Annotated in this window: 13 protein-coding genes and 1 tRNA gene; 9 read left to right on the forward strand and 5 right to left on the reverse strand. The window is 60.3% G+C overall.

All coding sequences use genetic code 11. The annotated features are described in order from the left end of the window. Positions 1 to 282: 282 nt before the first annotated feature. The 3 genes from ACYJRZ_RS07485 (at position 283) to ACYJRZ_RS07495 (ending at position 4,173) form a co-directional block, all read left to right on the forward strand. Positions 283 to 2,292, forward strand: coding sequence for a methyl-accepting chemotaxis protein (locus ACYJRZ_RS07485; protein WP_459457600.1), 2,010 nt, complete (start codon positions 283 to 285; stop codon positions 2,290 to 2,292). 158 nt (positions 2,293 to 2,450) lie between these two features. Further along, complete coding sequence (locus ACYJRZ_RS07490; RefSeq protein WP_459457602.1) at positions 2,451 to 3,971, forward strand: ATP-binding protein; 1,521 nt, start codon at positions 2,451 to 2,453, stop codon at positions 3,969 to 3,971. Positions 3,972 to 4,096: 125 nt separating this feature from the next. After that, a tRNA-Arg gene (locus ACYJRZ_RS07495) sits at positions 4,097 to 4,173 on the forward strand. Between the two features lie 107 nt (positions 4,174 to 4,280). On the opposite strand, the gene ACYJRZ_RS07500 is transcribed toward ACYJRZ_RS07495, so the two are convergent. Beyond that, a complete protein-coding gene (locus tag ACYJRZ_RS07500) occupies positions 4,281 to 5,837 on the reverse strand; it encodes an MDR family MFS transporter (protein WP_459457604.1) in 1,557 nt (518 codons plus the stop codon). Next, positions 5,834 to 6,283, reverse strand: a complete 450-nt coding sequence (locus ACYJRZ_RS07505; RefSeq protein WP_459457606.1) for a MarR family winged helix-turn-helix transcriptional regulator — start codon at positions 6,281 to 6,283, stop codon at positions 5,834 to 5,836. The genes ACYJRZ_RS07500 and ACYJRZ_RS07505 overlap by 4 nt, the downstream gene beginning before the upstream one ends. A 147-nt stretch (positions 6,284 to 6,430) precedes the next feature. On the opposite strand from ACYJRZ_RS07505, the gene ACYJRZ_RS07510 reads away from it, so the two are divergent. Continuing rightward, entirely contained in the window at positions 6,431 to 6,880 is a 450-nt protein-coding gene (locus ACYJRZ_RS07510; protein ID WP_459457608.1) for a BA14K family protein, read from the forward strand. Between the two features lie 65 nt (positions 6,881 to 6,945). Here ACYJRZ_RS07510 and ACYJRZ_RS07515 read toward each other — a convergent pair whose 3' ends face one another. After that, on the reverse strand, positions 6,946 to 7,866 hold the full coding sequence (locus ACYJRZ_RS07515) for an oxidoreductase (protein WP_459457610.1): 921 nt from the start codon (positions 7,864 to 7,866) through the stop codon (positions 6,946 to 6,948). 210 nt (positions 7,867 to 8,076) lie between these two features. Here ACYJRZ_RS07515 and ACYJRZ_RS07520 point away from each other — a divergent pair, with 210 nt between their 5' ends. The 5 genes from ACYJRZ_RS07520 (at position 8,077) to ACYJRZ_RS07540 (ending at position 13,590) form a co-directional block, all read left to right on the forward strand. Further along, the gene (locus ACYJRZ_RS07520) at positions 8,077 to 8,724 is read left to right on the forward strand and encodes a class I SAM-dependent methyltransferase (RefSeq protein WP_459457612.1); all 648 of its coding nucleotides are present in this window, start codon (positions 8,077 to 8,079) and stop codon (positions 8,722 to 8,724) included. A 59-nt stretch (positions 8,725 to 8,783) separates the two neighbouring features. Further along, positions 8,784 to 9,428: a TetR family transcriptional regulator gene (locus ACYJRZ_RS07525; RefSeq protein WP_459457614.1), complete on the forward strand. Its 645-nt coding sequence runs from the start codon at positions 8,784 to 8,786 to the stop codon at positions 9,426 to 9,428. A 212-nt stretch (positions 9,429 to 9,640) separates the two neighbouring features. Continuing rightward, the gene (locus ACYJRZ_RS07530) at positions 9,641 to 10,522 is read left to right on the forward strand and encodes an aldo/keto reductase (RefSeq protein ID WP_459457616.1); all 882 of its coding nucleotides are present in this window, start codon (positions 9,641 to 9,643) and stop codon (positions 10,520 to 10,522) included. 562 nt (positions 10,523 to 11,084) lie between these two features. Then, positions 11,085 to 12,377 (forward strand): alpha/beta hydrolase, encoded by a 1,293-nt coding sequence (locus ACYJRZ_RS07535; RefSeq protein ID WP_459458683.1) that lies wholly within the window; start codon positions 11,085 to 11,087, stop codon positions 12,375 to 12,377. Between the two features lie 175 nt (positions 12,378 to 12,552). Then, a complete protein-coding gene (locus ACYJRZ_RS07540) occupies positions 12,553 to 13,590 on the forward strand; it encodes a 4-hydroxyproline epimerase (RefSeq protein WP_459457618.1) in 1,038 nt (345 codons plus the stop codon). Between the two features lie 136 nt (positions 13,591 to 13,726). On the opposite strand, the gene ACYJRZ_RS07545 is transcribed toward ACYJRZ_RS07540, so the two are convergent. Both ACYJRZ_RS07545 and ACYJRZ_RS07550 read right to left on the reverse strand, forming a co-directional pair. Next, complete coding sequence (locus tag ACYJRZ_RS07545) at positions 13,727 to 14,161, reverse strand: RbsD/FucU family protein (RefSeq protein ID WP_459457620.1); 435 nt, start codon at positions 14,159 to 14,161, stop codon at positions 13,727 to 13,729. Continuing rightward, entirely contained in the window at positions 14,145 to 15,392 is a 1,248-nt protein-coding gene (locus ACYJRZ_RS07550) for an ROK family transcriptional regulator (protein WP_459457622.1), read from the reverse strand. The genes ACYJRZ_RS07545 and ACYJRZ_RS07550 overlap by 17 nt, the downstream gene beginning before the upstream one ends. Positions 15,393 to 15,468: the final 76 nt, after the last annotated feature.

Below are 15,468 nucleotides of genomic sequence, written 5' to 3' on the forward strand. Positions count from 1 at the left end.
GGCTTATACGGATCAAGGCCCCGGAAGTCAATTATAGGAGCGCAGATTCCTTGAAATCAGGCAAATTCGCACTGCTGAAGGCCTTGGAAGATCGGTTGCTGCATGTCGCTGCAGACCGAATAATTCGCCAGAAGAATTTAAGTGGGCCCTGAAATACATCATAAAATCAATCTGTGAATACGCCAAAAGTACTTCAAGCGAACGTTAATTAATTTAGTCGATATCTAGTCAAAGTCGGAAACCCATCGATTTTTGGGGGTGGGGCGGCGTCGGAGGGGTATTGTGAGAATTCGCGGCAAAATAAATCTGCTTGTATCTGTCATGGCCGGAGCGGCGCTTCTGATTGGCGTCACTGCCCTCTATGCATTGCATCAATATGACCAGAAATTACAGAGCTATGAGCAGACGGCGAGCCGTGCCTTCATGGGCGAGCGCCTGAATCGTTACGTGACCGCGGTGGTCATGGAAGCGCGCGGCATTTATGCCGCCGCCGCAGCCAAGGATGCCAAGCCCTTTGCCGATGGATTGATGGCCGATCTCGACGAAATCGACAAGGTGCTTGCAAGCTGGGCGCCGTTGGTGCCGGAGACACAAAAGGCAGAATTCACCAAGCTGCAGGCCCGTGCCCAGGAGTTTCGTGGCTTTCGTACGGAAACGGCAAGGCTCGGCGTGACCGATGGCCCGGATGCCGCCGGCAAGCAGGGCAACAATGAAGCCAACCGCGCCAATCGCAAGGCTTTCCAGGCAGAGATCGATGCGATCGTCCAAACCGACAAGGCGGAGCTTGCAAAGGCAGAGACCGAGATTGCAGCCTTTCACAGCAGCGTCCTGTGGGTCGTCCTCGGAATCATGATTGCCGGCATCGTAGCGGGTGTCGGCCTCGGCGCCTATATTGGAACAGTCCATTTGAGCCGCCCGATCCGTAAGGTGACCGATGCAATAAAGAATGTCGCCGATGGCCATTTCGATATCGAAGTGCCATTTGCCGGCCGCGAGGACGAAATCGGCGAGATGGCGGCGGCCGTCGATGTCTTCAAGGAAAACGGCAAGGCCGTGCGCCGCATGAACGCCGAAGAAGCTGCTTTGCGCGCAAAAAGCGATGAGCTTCAGTCGAGCATGTCTCTCGCAGTCTCTGCCGCGGCGGCCGGTGATTTCAGCCAGCGTATCGCTAAGGACTATGGCGACGTCAACCTCAATCGTTTCGCCGGCAATGTGAACGAGCTGCTTGTGAGCGTCGACACGGGTATCGGCGAAGTCCGCCGCGTCATCGCGAGCTTGGCTGAGGGAGACTTGACCCAGGCGATGAAGGGCAATTTCCAGGGCGCCTTCGCCGAGCTGCAGCAGAATGTCAATGCGACGTTCGAGACGCTCAAAACCACAATGCGCGAAGTGCGCGAGACCACAGGATCGATCAATTCCAATACCAACGAGCTCCGTCACGCCAGCGACGACCTTTCCAAGCGTACCGAACAGCAGGCGGCAGCTCTGGAAGAGACCTCGGCAGCGCTCGACGAGATCACCTCCGTCGTGCAGAACTCCACTGAGCGGGCGCGCGAAGCCAGCGTCATGGTGAGCGAGGCCAAGGACGATGCGGCTCGTTCCGGCACGGTCGTGCGCAACGCCATCGACGCCATGGGGCGCATCGAGCAGGCATCCGGCGAGATCAGCCAGATCATCGGTGTGATCGACGACATCGCCTTCCAGACCAATCTTCTGGCGTTGAATGCGGGCGTCGAGGCCGCGCGCGCCGGCGAGGCGGGCAAAGGTTTTGCCGTCGTTGCCCAGGAAGTGCGTGAGCTTGCTCAGCGCTCTGCGACTGCCGCCAAGGACATCAAGGCGCTGATCGGCAAATCGGGTAACGAGGTACAGGTCGGCGTCAAGCTGGTGCAGGCGACCGGCGAGGCACTGTCGTCCATTGAGGCCCGGGTGCTCAAGATCAACGATCACATTCATTCGATCGCAACGGCGGCGCGCGAGCAGGCAACGGGCCTGTCCGAGGTGAACAATGCCGTCAACCAGATGGATGAGGTTACGCAACGCAATGCCGCCATGGTCGAAGAGACTTCAGCCGCAACCCATCGGCTGGCGGCCGAGGCGGATGGGCTTGTTCAACTCGTCTCCCGCTTCAAGGTCGATGCAATCAATGCTTCCGCTCCCGTTGCGGCCCGCGCCGATACGCATCGTCCGGCCGCCTCGCCGGCGCGCCGCATGATCGACAGGGTCGCGACTGCCTTTGGCGGCGGCGGGGCGCTTGCTCCGGCCACCGCGGCGCAGGGCTGGGAAGAGTTCTGATCCGTCAGATATGAGGTCGGCTGCGGCGCCTAAGCGTCGCTGCCGGTTTTCGCCTTTTGCGGAAATCCCGAGCCGATTGGAAAAAACTCCACAATCGCCTATTATCTTGTATCGATCAGGTCGCATCGGATCGCTTTGCAGCGAGCGGGATAATTGAAATGGACAGTGGACAGGACAAGGATGCCGTAAAGAACGGCAAGGTCGAAAAAGGCCGCCTGTCACAGCTTTGCCGACCCACAGGCATTTTCGGCGGCCTTTCCGGCAAGCTCCTCATCCTCACCATTGTTTTCATCTCGTTGGCGGAAGTGCTGATTTTCGTGCCGTCGGTCGCCAATATGCGACTACGCTGGCTGCAGGACCGGCTGAACACCGCCGCCGCCGCCGCTATCGTGATCGACGGCCTGCAGCCGGCCGAACTGCCTCGCGCTCTGCAAAAGGAGACGCTGATGGCGACGGGCACGCGGGCCATCGTTCTGCGCAAGGACGGCACGTCACGGCTGCTGGCAACAGCCGAGATGCCGGCCGCCGTCGATGAGAAGTACGATCTGAGCGACGTGTCCCAACTCACCGCCATCAAGGATGCGCTCGATACGCTGCTGTTCGGTGGCAATCGCATCATCCGCGTTTTCGGTCCGGTCGGCGGCGATGCCAATACGGGTATTGAGGTGGTGCTGAAGGATACCCGGCTGCGCAATGCGATGCTTGCCTATTCGACCAGCGTCTTCTTCGTCTCCATCCTCATCTCGCTGTTCACTGCGACACTGATCTTCTTTGCGATCAATCGCATGATGATCCGTCCTATCCGCCGTCTGACGGATAGCATGCAGTCCTATTCCGACGATCCGGAGGATCCCGGCCGTATTCTCGTACCGGAGAAGGGCCGCGACGAGCTGGCCGTCGCCGGGCGACATCTCGCCGCGATGCAGTCGCAATTGCAGAAGACCTTGAAGCAGCAGAAGAACTTGGCAGCGCTTGGGCTGGCCGTGTCGAAGATCAACCACGACATGCGCAATATTCTCTCGGCCGCGCAGCTTATGTCGGACCGTTTGGTCGATGTCGACGATCCAATGGTCAAGCGCTTCGCGCCGAAGCTGCTGCGCACCATCGATCGCGCCGTCGGCTATACGACCGAGGTTCTTTCCTTTGGCCAGACCTCCGAATCGGCGCCGCGCCGGCGCAAGATTCGCATATTCGAGCTGATCGAAGAGGTTCGCGATATTCTGGCGATCGATCCGGATAGCGGCATCGAGTTCATCGAACAGCTCAGCCCGGATCTGGAGGTCGATGCCGATAGCGAGCAACTCTTCCGTGTCATCCACAATCTCTGCCGCAATGCCCATCAGGCGCTGATCGCTTTCGGCGAGGCGGAGACCGACAGTGTCAGGCGGATCACGGTTTCGGCGCATCGGATCGGCAGCGTCGTCAGCATCACCGTCGACGACACCGGTCCGGGCATGCCGCAAAAGGCGAGGGAGAATTTGTTTACGGCCTTCCGTGGTTCGGCCCGCTCCGGCGGCACCGGCCTTGGCCTGGCGATCGCCCGCGAACTCGTCCTCGCCCATGGCGGCACCATTGCGCTCGTCGAAAAACCGGCGCCCGGCACGCAGTTTCGCATCGAGATTCCCGACCGCCCGGTTTCCCTCGATGATTACCGCAGCAGAAGCTTGCAAGAAAACTGATTGTTTTCAGTTGCTTGAGATCGCTATGCACGAAAATTGCGATCTTTTTCAGAAATCCACTTGCATTCCCTCGAGGGACGCTTTAGAGAACCGCCCACGCCAACGGTTTCTTCCGTTTCGGCCACGCACCCGTAGCTCAGCTGGATAGAGCACCAGACTACGAATCTGGGGGTCAGGAGTTCGAATCTCTTCGGGTGCGCCATTTTTTCCATTTATATTTTTGACTGATGGCATGATGTTTGTGCCCCATGGACCTGCCGTCGGATAATCGCGGCAAGTATTGAGGGGCTTGACGTCGCTTTGCGTCGCTCAACCCTGCCGCTTCGTTTCCGGCCCATGATCCATCTTCAGCGGCAATTCCGGTAGAAACAACAGCACGATCAGTGCCAGCGCTACAATCGCCGTGCCCGTCGCAAAGGTCATGGCGATCGCGTGACGATAGAGCGCTATCGCGGCGGCATGCGCTTCGGGGGAGGCGGTGGCGAGCTGCTTCATGCCGGCTTCCGTCAATGACGAACCACGCATCCCGTCGAGGACGCCGCCGGCATTCTGAACGCGATAGGCAAGAATGGCCCCCGAGCCGGTGACGCCGATGAGGCCGCCGAGCGAGCGGAAGAAGGCGAGCGTCGCCGTTCCCACGCCGCGATGGGCAAAGGGCAGGGCATTCTGTACCGCGATCGTCATTGTGGGCATGACGAGGCCAAGGCCGAGACCGAGAGCAAATATCGTCGGCTCGATGATCCAGAAGTCCTGGCTGGTGGCGGCCGCCCAGGCGAGCACGGCGAAGGCAGCGGTCGCGACGCTGAGGCCGCAGAGCTGCGCCGGCTTGTAGCGCCCGACGCGATGCAGCAGGACGCGCCCGTTGACCATAGAGGAGATGACGACGCCGATCATCAGCGGGCCGGTAAGCAGGCCGGAATGCGAGGCGCTGACCCCCATGACCATCTGAAAGAACAACGGAAAGAAAAGGCTTGCGCCCAGCATGCCCATGAAGGTGAGGGCGAGCACGATGCAGGCGACGACGAAGAGCCGGTTGCGGAAGAGATCGGGCGGCAGCACTGGCTCGGGTTCACGCCGGATATGCAGAATGAAAAAGATGAAGAGAACCAATGCGAGGGCGGAAAGGCCGAAAATCTCGGGCGAGTTCCAGGCCCATTCATTGCCGCCGAGCGCCAGCACCAGCAGGAAGCTCGTCGTGCAGCCGGTCAGCAGCGCCGCGCCGAGATAGTCGATGTGGCGGCTGCGTGCCTGATGCGGCCGCTTAAGCGCCCGGCCGATCATGACGAGGGCGACGGCGCCGATCGGCAGGTTGACGTAGAAGATCCAGTGCCATGACAGTAGATCGGTAATGACGCCGCCGACGACCGGGCCGATGACGCTGCAAACCGCAAAGACGGCGGCGATCGAACCCTGATTGCGACCGCGTTTCGCCGGCGGCACCAGGTCGCCGATGATGATCTGCGCCAGCGGCAGCAATCCGCCTGCACCGATGCCCTGGATCGCCCGGAAGATGATCAGCTGCATCAGCGTCTGCGCCATGCCGCTCAGCACTGAGCCGAGAAGAAAGATGAGGATTGCCGCATAGATCATCGGCTTGCGGCCATATTGGTCGCTGAGCTTGCCGTAGAGCGGCATGGTGCTGGTTGAGGCGAGCACATAGGCGCTGACCACCCAGGAGAGGTGCGTCAGCCCGCCGAGATCGCTGACGATACGCGGCAGCGCCGTCGCGACGATGCTCTGGTCTATGGCGCCGAGGCCGAGAACGATCATCAGCCCGAGGATGACGGCGCGGATCTCGCGACGATCGGGCGGGGCATCTGCTGCCGGAGCGGATGGTGGGACAACATTCGGGCGAGCGGTATTCATCGTCCGATCTCCATGAGCGGTTCAATGGCGGCGCGAATGGCATCGCGCTGCTGCGGCGACAGCTTGGTGAGTTCGGAGGCGAGCCAGTCGGTTCGCCGTTGTTTCAGGCGGCGAATGAATTCCTGCCCTTTCTCGGTGGCAATCAGGCCATTGCGGCGCCGATCGTTCGGATCGGGGTCTGCGCGCGCAATAAGGCCGTCCCGCTCCATCGCCTTCACGTGCCCTGATATTGTCGGTCCGCGCAGCCTCTCCATCCGTGCCAGTTCGGCAACGCCGATGCCCGGTCGGCTAATGATGGTGACCAGCAGCAGGGCATGTAGCGGCGACAACTCGGCCTCGTCGCTCTCGCGTCGCAATTGTCGATAGAGACGATGAAGGGCAGGCCGTAGCGCTTCGGCAAGCGCGTAGGCATCTTCGCTGCCATGATGGTGGTCGGCTTCATTCATTGCGTCTCGCTCGGTAATAGATAGATAGGCTTCCTATCTATAGGCCTATCGCGCGGCATGTACTTGCGCAAGCAATAATATTGTGAAAGGTTTTCTATCATTGCGCGTTGTTCATCAGTATTACGACTCGACGGGAGGAGAAGAGCTGTGAAACGATTTCTGACAACCGTAACAGTGACCGTCTTGAGTGCGTTGCTTGCCGTCACCTCTTTCGATCCGGCGGCGGCCGCGCCAATTCAGCCGCTGATCCAGCCGGCCATCCAGCAGACGGGTGAACAGCCCGCCGGCCTGACGGAAGTTCAATATCGGCATCACAACAGGCACTATCGCGGGCGTCACCGTCCGCATTATCGTCCGGGTTATTGGCATGGCCATCGCGGCTATCGGTATCATCGTCCCGGCTATCGGCGTCATGATGGCTGGTGGTATCCGATGGCCGCCTTTACCGCCGGAGCAATCATCGGCGGGGCCGTATCACAGCCGCCGCGCGGCAGTGCGCATGTCCGCTGGTGTGCAAGCCGCTACAAGACCTATCGTGCGTCGGACAATACCTATCAGCCGACCAATGGTCCGCGTCGGCAGTGCGTTAGCCCGTAATACGAAATCCCTCTCCGTTTCGCGGAGGGGGATTTCTTTTCAGACCGTCGCGGGAAGGGTTGTCTTCAACCGGTCAATTGTTCGGAGACGTCCCACAACCGCCGCCAGATCGCCTGATCACGGGCATGAGCGGCAATCTTGGCCCGCACCGGCGGACCTTTGAGTTCATAGAAACCGTTCGGGCCATACATGGCGCCGCCTTCCGCTTCCGGCGCTGTCGCGGCAAAGAGCGTTGGCAGGGCGCCGGCCGCTGCCGATTGCGAGGCAAGCGGCTCCATCCACTTCATGGCGAGTTCGGATAGGCTTGGCCGGTTTCTGCCCATGCGGGGACCAGTGGTTTGCAGGCCCGTGACGGCATAGCCGGGATGGGCGGCAATGCTTTTAAGCTTCCAGCCTTCGGCGCGTGCGATGCGATCGAGTTCCAGGCTGAAGAGCAGCGTTGCCAGCTTCGATTGGCAATAGGCGGGCCAGGGCCGATAGCGTTTGCGCCACTGTAGGTCGTCGAAATTGATCCGGCCGCTGCGGTGCGCCAGGCTGCTAACCGTGACCACCCGTGGATTTTCGGCCGCAGAAACCTTCGGCAGCAGCCGCATCGTCCAGGCGAAATGGCCGATATAATTGGCGCCCATCTGCATCTCGAAACCATCTTCGGTCTCGTGCCTGTTCGGAATGGCCATGACACCGGCATTGTTGATGAGCAGGTCGATATGTGGCAGCCTATCGGCGATACGGGTTGCCGTGCGCGCGACGGAATCGAGGCTGGCAAGGTCGAGTGCCTCGAACGTCGCGTCTGCCCCGGGTGTCGTTGCACGAATCTTGGTGATCGCCTCCTTGGCCCTGGCCTCGTTCCGTGAGGCGATGACCACCTTTGCACCGGCGCTTGCGAGGGCCTTTGCCGCCTCATAGCCGATACCGCTATTGGCACCGGTAATGACTGCTATGCGGCCCGTCTGCGGCGGAATATCTTTCACTGTCCAGTCTGGCATTGCGGGGGGCTCCTCTTTGGCATTGCCCCTTGTATCTGGTAATTTCTATACTAAATGCAAGTTTGCAGTAAATGAAAATTTATAAGCGGAAAATACGCGACAATGCTTGCGTATCAGGGACTTTCAACGGTCGAATGGCGTGGTGCGCCTTTGAATCGCCATGCTGTTCGGCCCTCATCATGCTTTGTGGCCGAAGATTGGATTTGCGGAATGACGACAAAGACCTCATGTGCTGATTTTGTGCAGTTCTTCCGCTCCTGGGTCAGCGATCCGCTACGCGTTGCGGCCGTGGCGCCCTCCGGTGAGAGGCTGGCAAGGCTGATGACCCAGGAGATCGAGCCGTTCGATGGTCCAATCCTCGAACTCGGTCCGGGCACCGGCGTATTCACGCGGGCGCTGCTGGCGCGAGGCATTCCTGAAAGCGCGCTGACGCTCGTCGAATTCGGTGAGGAATTTGCCGTTCGCCTGCGTGGGCGTTTTCCGGCGGCGCGGGTGGTGCATATGGATGCGGCACAGCTCGGCCAATGCGGTCTTTTCGATGACGCGCCTTTCGGCGCCGTCATCAGCGGCCTGCCGCTGCTGTCCATGCCGCCTTCCAAGGTCGTGGCCATTGTCGGTGGCGCCTTTGAAACGATGAAGCCGGGGGGAGCTTTCTATCAGTTCACCTACGGCCCCCGCTGTCCGGTGCAAAAAGCTATTCTCGAAAGCCTTGGGCTTACGGCAAAGCGCATCGGCGGTACGGTGCGCAACATTCCACCGGCCGGCGTCTACAGGATATCACGGCAAAATCCTCTGGAGCTCTCGATTGCTGGCTCCAAATATCGTAGCACCGGAGAGAATGCCGGAATCAGCGCTTAGGCGCCCGAAGCCGGCAAGGCCGATTTGGGGCGGCCCAAAGTGAGTTCCGGGGGTTGCGGATGGCGAAAAAGCCGGATGTTGATAGCGCGGTGAAGGAAGGCCGGCGCGAGCGTAAGCGCCGTCAAACCCGCGAACGCATCGAAGCCGCCGCGCTGAAGCTTTTCCTCGAGCGCGGCTTTGATGCCACCACAATCGAAGACATCACTGAGGCGGCCGACGTTTCCAAGCGGAGTTTCTTCGATTACTTCCCAAGCAAGGAGGAGGTCGTTGCCGCTTGGCAGGATGGTTTTGCCCGCGAGCTGATCGACGCGGTCGCCGTCCAGCCCGAAGATGCTTCGATCATCGACGTTATCGAGGCGGCTGTTAACTCTGCTCTTCGTGCTGCGATCGCCGATCCGCAGAGCCTTGCTCTGGCTGCCTTGATTCACAATACGCCAACGCTTCAAGCCCGCGACCAGCTGAAATACGCCAAACTGGAGAAGAAGCTCACGGACGCGCTGTCTGCCCGTGGCAGCGGCAGCCAGGAGGAGCGTCTTCGTCTTGCAATGCTTGCGGCCGCGGTCGTCACGATGCTGCGCATCGGCAGCGAGCGCTGGATGCAATCTCCGCAGGATGTTTCCGTCGAGCAGTTCGCTCGCAACCTCTTCGATGAGCTTTGGGCCACGCTTGCCGATCTCGGCAAACAGGTGCAGCGGCCTACATGACGGCGCCAGACTAGACTAAGGTAAACCGCCCTCATCGGTCGCGACGCATCGCGTAATCGACGCATTGCATATGCCGCGATGCAGACCCATTTAGTATCGGGTCGCGACTGTATCTCTCCTCGCGAAACGCTCGATTTGCCCCTCGAATCTCGGCTCCCCTCGGATGCCGGAAACGTCAGCTACATTTCAGATCAGCAAAAGGGACTATAACCATGTCAGAATTCGACGCAGCCAAGTCCGGTCAGTTCAAGATCGGTGGTGACCTTCCCGTTCATCGTCTGGGTTTCGGCGCTATGCGCATTACCGGCGCCGGTATATGGGGTGAGCCGGAGGATCATGACGAAGCCGTCCGCACGCTGAGGCGTCTGCCGGAACTTGGCATCAATTTCATCGATACCGCCGATTCCTATGGTCCGGATGTTTCCGAACGTCTGATCAAAGAAGCACTCCATCCCTATGGCCACGGTCTCGTGGTCGCGACCAAGGGCGGTCTTACCCGCACCGGCCCGAATGTCTGGGTGCCTGTGGGGCGCCCCGAATATCTGATCCAGCAGGCGCACAAGAGCCTGCGCAACCTCGGCGTCCATCGCATCGATCTCTGGCAGCTGCATCGGATCGATCCCAAGGTGCCGGCGGCCGAGCAATTCGATGCCGTGAAGTCGCTGTTAAGTGACGGCATCATCCGTCATGCGGGCTTGAGCGAAGTCTCCGTTGCCGATATCGAAGCCGCTTCGAAGCATTTCAAGGTCGTAACGGTGCAGAACCGCTACAATCTGGTCGATCGCACCAGCGAAGACGTGCTCGACTATTGCGAAAAGCACGGTATCGGCTTCATCCCCTGGTTCCCGCTGGCCGCCGGTGATCTCGCCAGGGAAGGATCGCTGCTCGATACCATCGCGAAGAAGCACAATGCCGCTCCGAGCCAGATCGCGCTTGCATGGGTGTTGAAGCGCAGCCCTGTGATGCTGCCGATTCCTGGAACGGGTAAGGTCAGGCACCTCGAAGAAAACACCGCAGCGGTCGATATCGTTCTGTCCGACGAGGAGTTTGCTGCGCTCGATGCCGAAGGCAAGAAAGCGTTCAAGGCGGCCTGAACAGAAATTCGCTTGTCCGGCGGGCTGTAGCCAACCGGACAAGCGTCGGCGCGGGCGCTTTCCCATGCAGAAACGCCGATCACAATCATGTGAATCTGAGGATTAGGGTCGATAACGACTGCAAAATAGGCGCCGAAACGCTCAGAACGCCAGCAGCATGCGATATTTTCGGCGTCTGAGAAGAAAGCGATGCGCTCAGCGCATTGCTGCATTGCGAAAGCCGGTCTGTTCATCGCCATCCGCTCGTTATATCTACTCCCTCGAAGGCAGCGCACTCCTCCTCCCAGCGTTCCTTCAATGATTGGCAACACTCCTCCTCCTCCCAGTTGCCAATCCGGATCAAGGGCCCGATGCATCCTCCTCCCGCATCGGGCTCTTTTTTTATTTTCAGCCGGATCATCCGTTAGCGGTGTTGGACGATTGCGTTGCGCCTTTGCAATGCTGTCGCGAATTAGCATTGCGTCATGAGCCAAAGAACCGCTGGAGTCGCTTGCGCCGTGGACATGCATGCGTAGAGTGGCGCGACGTTACGGCGGTAAGGAAGGGTTGCATGATGCAGCGCATGGCGGGTTCGGGCCGGTGGGGAAATCTGTTTCTCCGAACTATGGCCGTCGTTGCGACATTGTCGCTCGCCGCATGTGGCCGTCCCATCGGGGTTATGCAGCCTATCAGTGAAAACGTGCCTGGCACATCCAAAGTCGATCTGCTCGTTGCCACGACCCGCCTACCGGACAAGGATCCGGCCATCCTGTTTTCGGGCGAGCGTGGTCCCGGACTCAAGGTGGATGCCGTCAGCGTCTCCATTCCGCCGGAGGCCAATCGCAAGGTTGGCCAGGTGCAGTGGCCGAGCCGCCTTCCAGGCAATCCGCTGAAGAATTTCGTCACGACGGCCGTCAAGCCTTTGGCAACGGAGGCGGACGGGCGCGCCTGGCTCCATGGGGAACTGCCGAAAAACAAGCGGGTGCTGATCTTCGTGCACGGTTTCAACAACCGCTATGAGGATGCCGTCTACCGCTTTGCGCAGATCGTTCACGATTCTCATGCCGACGTCGCACCGATCGTCTTTACCTGGCCATCGCGCGCCAGCATTTTCGACTATGCTTATGACAAGGAAAGCACCAACTATTCCCGCGACTCGCTTGAGGAATTGTTGCGCCGCGTCGCCGCCGATCCGGCTGTGGGCGATATCACTGTCATGGCGCATTCGATGGGCAGCTGGCTCGCAGTCGAATCGCTTCGGCAAATGGCGATCCGCCACGGCGGCGTCGCGCCGAAGATCAACAATGTCATCCTGGCTTCGCCGGATCTCGACGTCGATGTTTTCGGAAGACAGTTTGCGGCGCTCGGCAAGGATAAGCCGCATTTCACGCTCTTCGTCTCGCGGGATGATCGCGCTCTCTCGCTCTCACGTCGCATTTCCGGTAATATTGACCGGCTTGGTCAGATCGATCCGACAGCGGAGCCCTATCGCAGCGAACTGGAAAAGCAGGGGATCACCGTGCTCGATCTCACCAAGCTCAAGACCGGCGATGGCCTCAATCACGGTAAGTTCGCCGAGAGCCCGGAAGTGGTGAAACTGATCGGTGCGCGGCTGATTGCCGGCCAGACGATCACTGATTCCGATGTCGGCATCGGCGATGCCGTCGGCGCGGTCGCCATGGGAGCCGCCCAGACGGTCGGCAGTGTCGCGGGTGCCGCCGTCAGCGCCCCGATTGCCATTTTCGATCCTCGCACCCGCGCGAATTACGGCGAACAATGGCGCCGCGTCGGCGCATCGGCGAACAATACCGTCGGCTCGCTCGGCGATAGCGTCGAGGCGACGGGTAACAATGTCGGCGACGCTTTGAAGCAATAGCGCTTTCACGGCATGTCCCTCAGCGGAGGCGTTTCAGGCGCCGCCGCAAAACGCCATAGTCACGCCGCTCGATCTGATATATCAGGTAAATGTGGATGGCGCTGGCTCGGTTTACCCGCCAGAATGCCCGCGTTGGCGATGACATGACGCAACACGTCCGATGGGAGCCTGTGAAATGAGATGGAAGCGCACGATCCAGTTGCTGGATGTTCACTGCGAAGGTGAAATCGGCAAGGTTGCTATTGGCGGCGTCCCAAAGATCCCCGGCAACAGCATTGCCGAGCAGCTGCATTGGCTGAACACGGATCCGAAGGGCCAGGAGCTGCGCCGTTTCCTCGTGCTGGAGCCGCGCGGTGCGCCGATCGGCTCCGTCAATCTGCTGCTGCCGGCCAAGCATCCTGAGGCGGATGCCGGTTTCATCATCCTGCAGCCCGATCAGGCGCATGCGAGCTCTGGGTCGAACTCCATCTGCGTGACCACGGCACTGCTCGAATCCGGTATCGTCGAAATGAAGGAGCCGGAAACCGTCGTCACGCTCGATACAGCCGCTGGCCTCGTCCGCGCCACTGCGACCTGCCGTGACGGCCGCTGCGAAAAGGTGCGGCTGACCATGGTGCCGTCCTTTGTGCATGAGCTGGATGTCGGTCTCGACACGCCGCAATGGGGCAGGATCAAGCTCGATCTCTGCTATGGCGGCATCTTCTATGCACTCGTTGACGTTGCCCAGATCGGCTTGAAGATCGAAAAGGCAAATGCGGCCGCCCTTGTCCAGGCCGGCATGGTGATCAAAGAAGCGATCAACCGGGCGATGACCGTGGTTCATCCGGAAATTCCGGCCATCTCGGGCGTCGCCTATGTGATGTTCCGCGATATCGACGCCGATGGCGCCATCCGCACCTGCACGACCATGTGGCCGGGCCGCGCCGACCGCTCGCCGTGCGGCACAGGCAATTCCGCCAATCTGGCAACGCTGCATGCTCGCGGCATGGCCAAGGTCGGTGATGTCTTCAAATCCCGTTCGATCATTGGTTCGGAGTTCGAAGTGGGACTGCAGGCGGAGACCGAAGTCGCCGGCAAGCTAGCCATCATTCCGACGATCACCGGCCGCGGCTTCACCTTCGGCTTGAGCCAGGTGGCACTCGATCCATTCGACCCGATGGCGGAAGGTTTTGCCATGACGGATGTCTGGGGGCCGTCGGCTGGGGAGATTTGAGGGGCAGAGTATCGGCAGCTATTGCCTGCGTTTTCAGCTTAGCCCCTCTCCCCGCAGCCGGCGAGAGGGGTCTATCTCTCGATCTCGTCTGAGCAATTTTTGGAAGGAAGGCTGGGGCTTTTGGGTGCGGTCTGGTCTATCCCTTCGGATAAATCACACCCTTGCGCAGGATGATGTTTCCATAGAGCCGGGGCTCGCTGGTCTGGATCAGCGCATGCGCCTGCTGCACCCGCTCGTAGAATTCCGCCGGCAGCAACGGCACGACCTTGGTTTCGGGCACATGCCGGGCACAGCACTCGATCATCTCTGCATGAACGGGATCGACGGCATCGCGATCCTGCTTGACGGTCGCCCGGAATATCGCCTGCGGCACGAAATCGTCGATCGGCAGCACGCTCAGCACAGCATCGAGTACTGGGATAACGCCGTGCCCGTCGAGGCGGATAAGGCGACGGCCGTGCTCAAGGCCGGGATAATTGCCGTCCACGAGGGCGATCTCGTCGCCATGTCCCATAGCGCGCAGTGTCGCCAGAAGTTCCGGGCTCAACAGCGGGTCAATGCCCTTCAGCATGCTCAATCTCCTTGAAAAGAACGTTTTGGTCGATGAGGTAGCGCGCGAAGATCGGCAGGCTGGCGCCGCCGATGGCGCGTGCCTGCGGCCCCACGGCGCCCTCGACGATCTCGGGCATGACGACACCCTGAAGATCCAGTTCCGCCGCTGCTTTGATCGTTGCTCGCACTACGCGCTCCCGTACCCAGCCGGGAAAGCCGCCATCTATGACGGCGGCGCTGAAATCAAGAACGGATGCAGAGGCGACGATCGCCTGTGCGAGAGCCTTGGCCGTATCTTGGATCCAGATCTCCAGCGGTTCGCCGAAATCGATCCAGTTGTCGGCCGAGTACCAGAGGGGGCGAGGGTCGAAACCATAATCCCGCAATAGATTTTCCAGCACGAAGATCGAAGCGATCTCAAGAAGCTGGCGGTTCTCGCCGTTGCGGCCGCGCACGGGCAAGGGGCCGAGCGCCCCTGCTGTCCCCGTTCGGCCAACGAAGACGGACGAATTCAGGACGATGCCGCCGCCGAGGAACGAGCCGATGAAGAAATAGACGAAATCCGGATAATGCGGCCCGACGCCGAAGACCAGTTCGGCACCGCAGGCGCTGGTAGCGTCGTTCTGCAGGAAGACGGGGTAAGCCACGCGCGAGGCGATTTCGGCTCTTAGATCGAAGCCGCGCCAGGCATCCATCGCTCCTGGCGGCGCGCCCACCTGCTCGGCCCAGTTCCAGAGCTCGAAGGGGGCGGCAACGCCCATTCCTGCGATCTTGCGGCGCTGCTCTTCACTGAGTCGCCCTTCCAGTTCCTTGATGCCGGCCGCAATGAAGGCGATGATGTCCTGTGGCAGCGGATAGGGATAGATCTGATGAAGCTGCATCCGGATGCCGCCGACGAAATCCATCAGCACGAGGTCGGCGCTGCGTCGGCCGATCTTGACGCCAAAGGAGAGTACGGCGTCCGGATTGAGCCGCATTGGAATGGAAGGCTGACCGACGCGTCCGCGGACCGGGGCATCGCGCGATAGCAGCCCGTCCTTTTCCAGTTCCCGCATGATGACGGATACTGTTTGCGCCGAAAGGCCGCTCCGCCGCGCAATATCGGCCTTTGAAAGCGCTCCGTGGCGGCGCACGAGCGACAGCACTAGCCGTTCGTTATGGGCGCGCACGCCAAGCTGGTTCGCGCCCCCGGAGGGGTCGAGAATCGCTGGCGTTGTGGGTGTGTCCTCCGGGTCATGCACGAGAGACATGGGCCTGCTCCTTCCATCATGGCCATGCCCTATTTTGCTGCAGAATGCCACATCGAATTAATAATTCAATCCGATT

The organism is Rhizobium sp. No.120 (assembly GCF_054558365.1).

Bases quoted from the DNA above. Each gene is read 5' to 3' on its own strand.
- ACYJRZ_RS07490 (WP_459457602.1), top strand. From the start codon at position 2,451: ATGGACAGTGGACAGGACAAGGATGCCGTAAAGAACGGCAAGGTCGAA.
- ACYJRZ_RS07500 (WP_459457604.1), bottom strand. From the start codon at position 5,837: ATGAATACCGCTCGCCCGAATGTTGTCCCACCATCCGCTCCGGCAGCA.
- ACYJRZ_RS07505 (WP_459457606.1), bottom strand. From the start codon at position 6,283: ATGAATGAAGCCGACCACCATCATGGCAGCGAAGATGCCTACGCGCTT.
- ACYJRZ_RS07515 (WP_459457610.1), bottom strand. From the start codon at position 7,866: ATGCCAGACTGGACAGTGAAAGATATTCCGCCGCAGACGGGCCGCATA.
- ACYJRZ_RS07520 (WP_459457612.1), top strand. From the start codon at position 8,077: ATGACGACAAAGACCTCATGTGCTGATTTTGTGCAGTTCTTCCGCTCC.
- ACYJRZ_RS07525 (WP_459457614.1), top strand. From the start codon at position 8,784: ATGGCGAAAAAGCCGGATGTTGATAGCGCGGTGAAGGAAGGCCGGCGC.
- ACYJRZ_RS07530 (WP_459457616.1), top strand. From the start codon at position 9,641: ATGTCAGAATTCGACGCAGCCAAGTCCGGTCAGTTCAAGATCGGTGGT.
- ACYJRZ_RS07535 (WP_459458683.1), top strand. From the start codon at position 11,085: ATGGCGGGTTCGGGCCGGTGGGGAAATCTGTTTCTCCGAACTATGGCC.
- ACYJRZ_RS07540 (WP_459457618.1), top strand. From the start codon at position 12,553: ATGAGATGGAAGCGCACGATCCAGTTGCTGGATGTTCACTGCGAAGGT.
- ACYJRZ_RS07545 (WP_459457620.1), bottom strand. From the start codon at position 14,161: ATGCTGAAGGGCATTGACCCGCTGTTGAGCCCGGAACTTCTGGCGACA.
- ACYJRZ_RS07550 (WP_459457622.1), bottom strand. From the start codon at position 15,392: ATGTCTCTCGTGCATGACCCGGAGGACACACCCACAACGCCAGCGATT.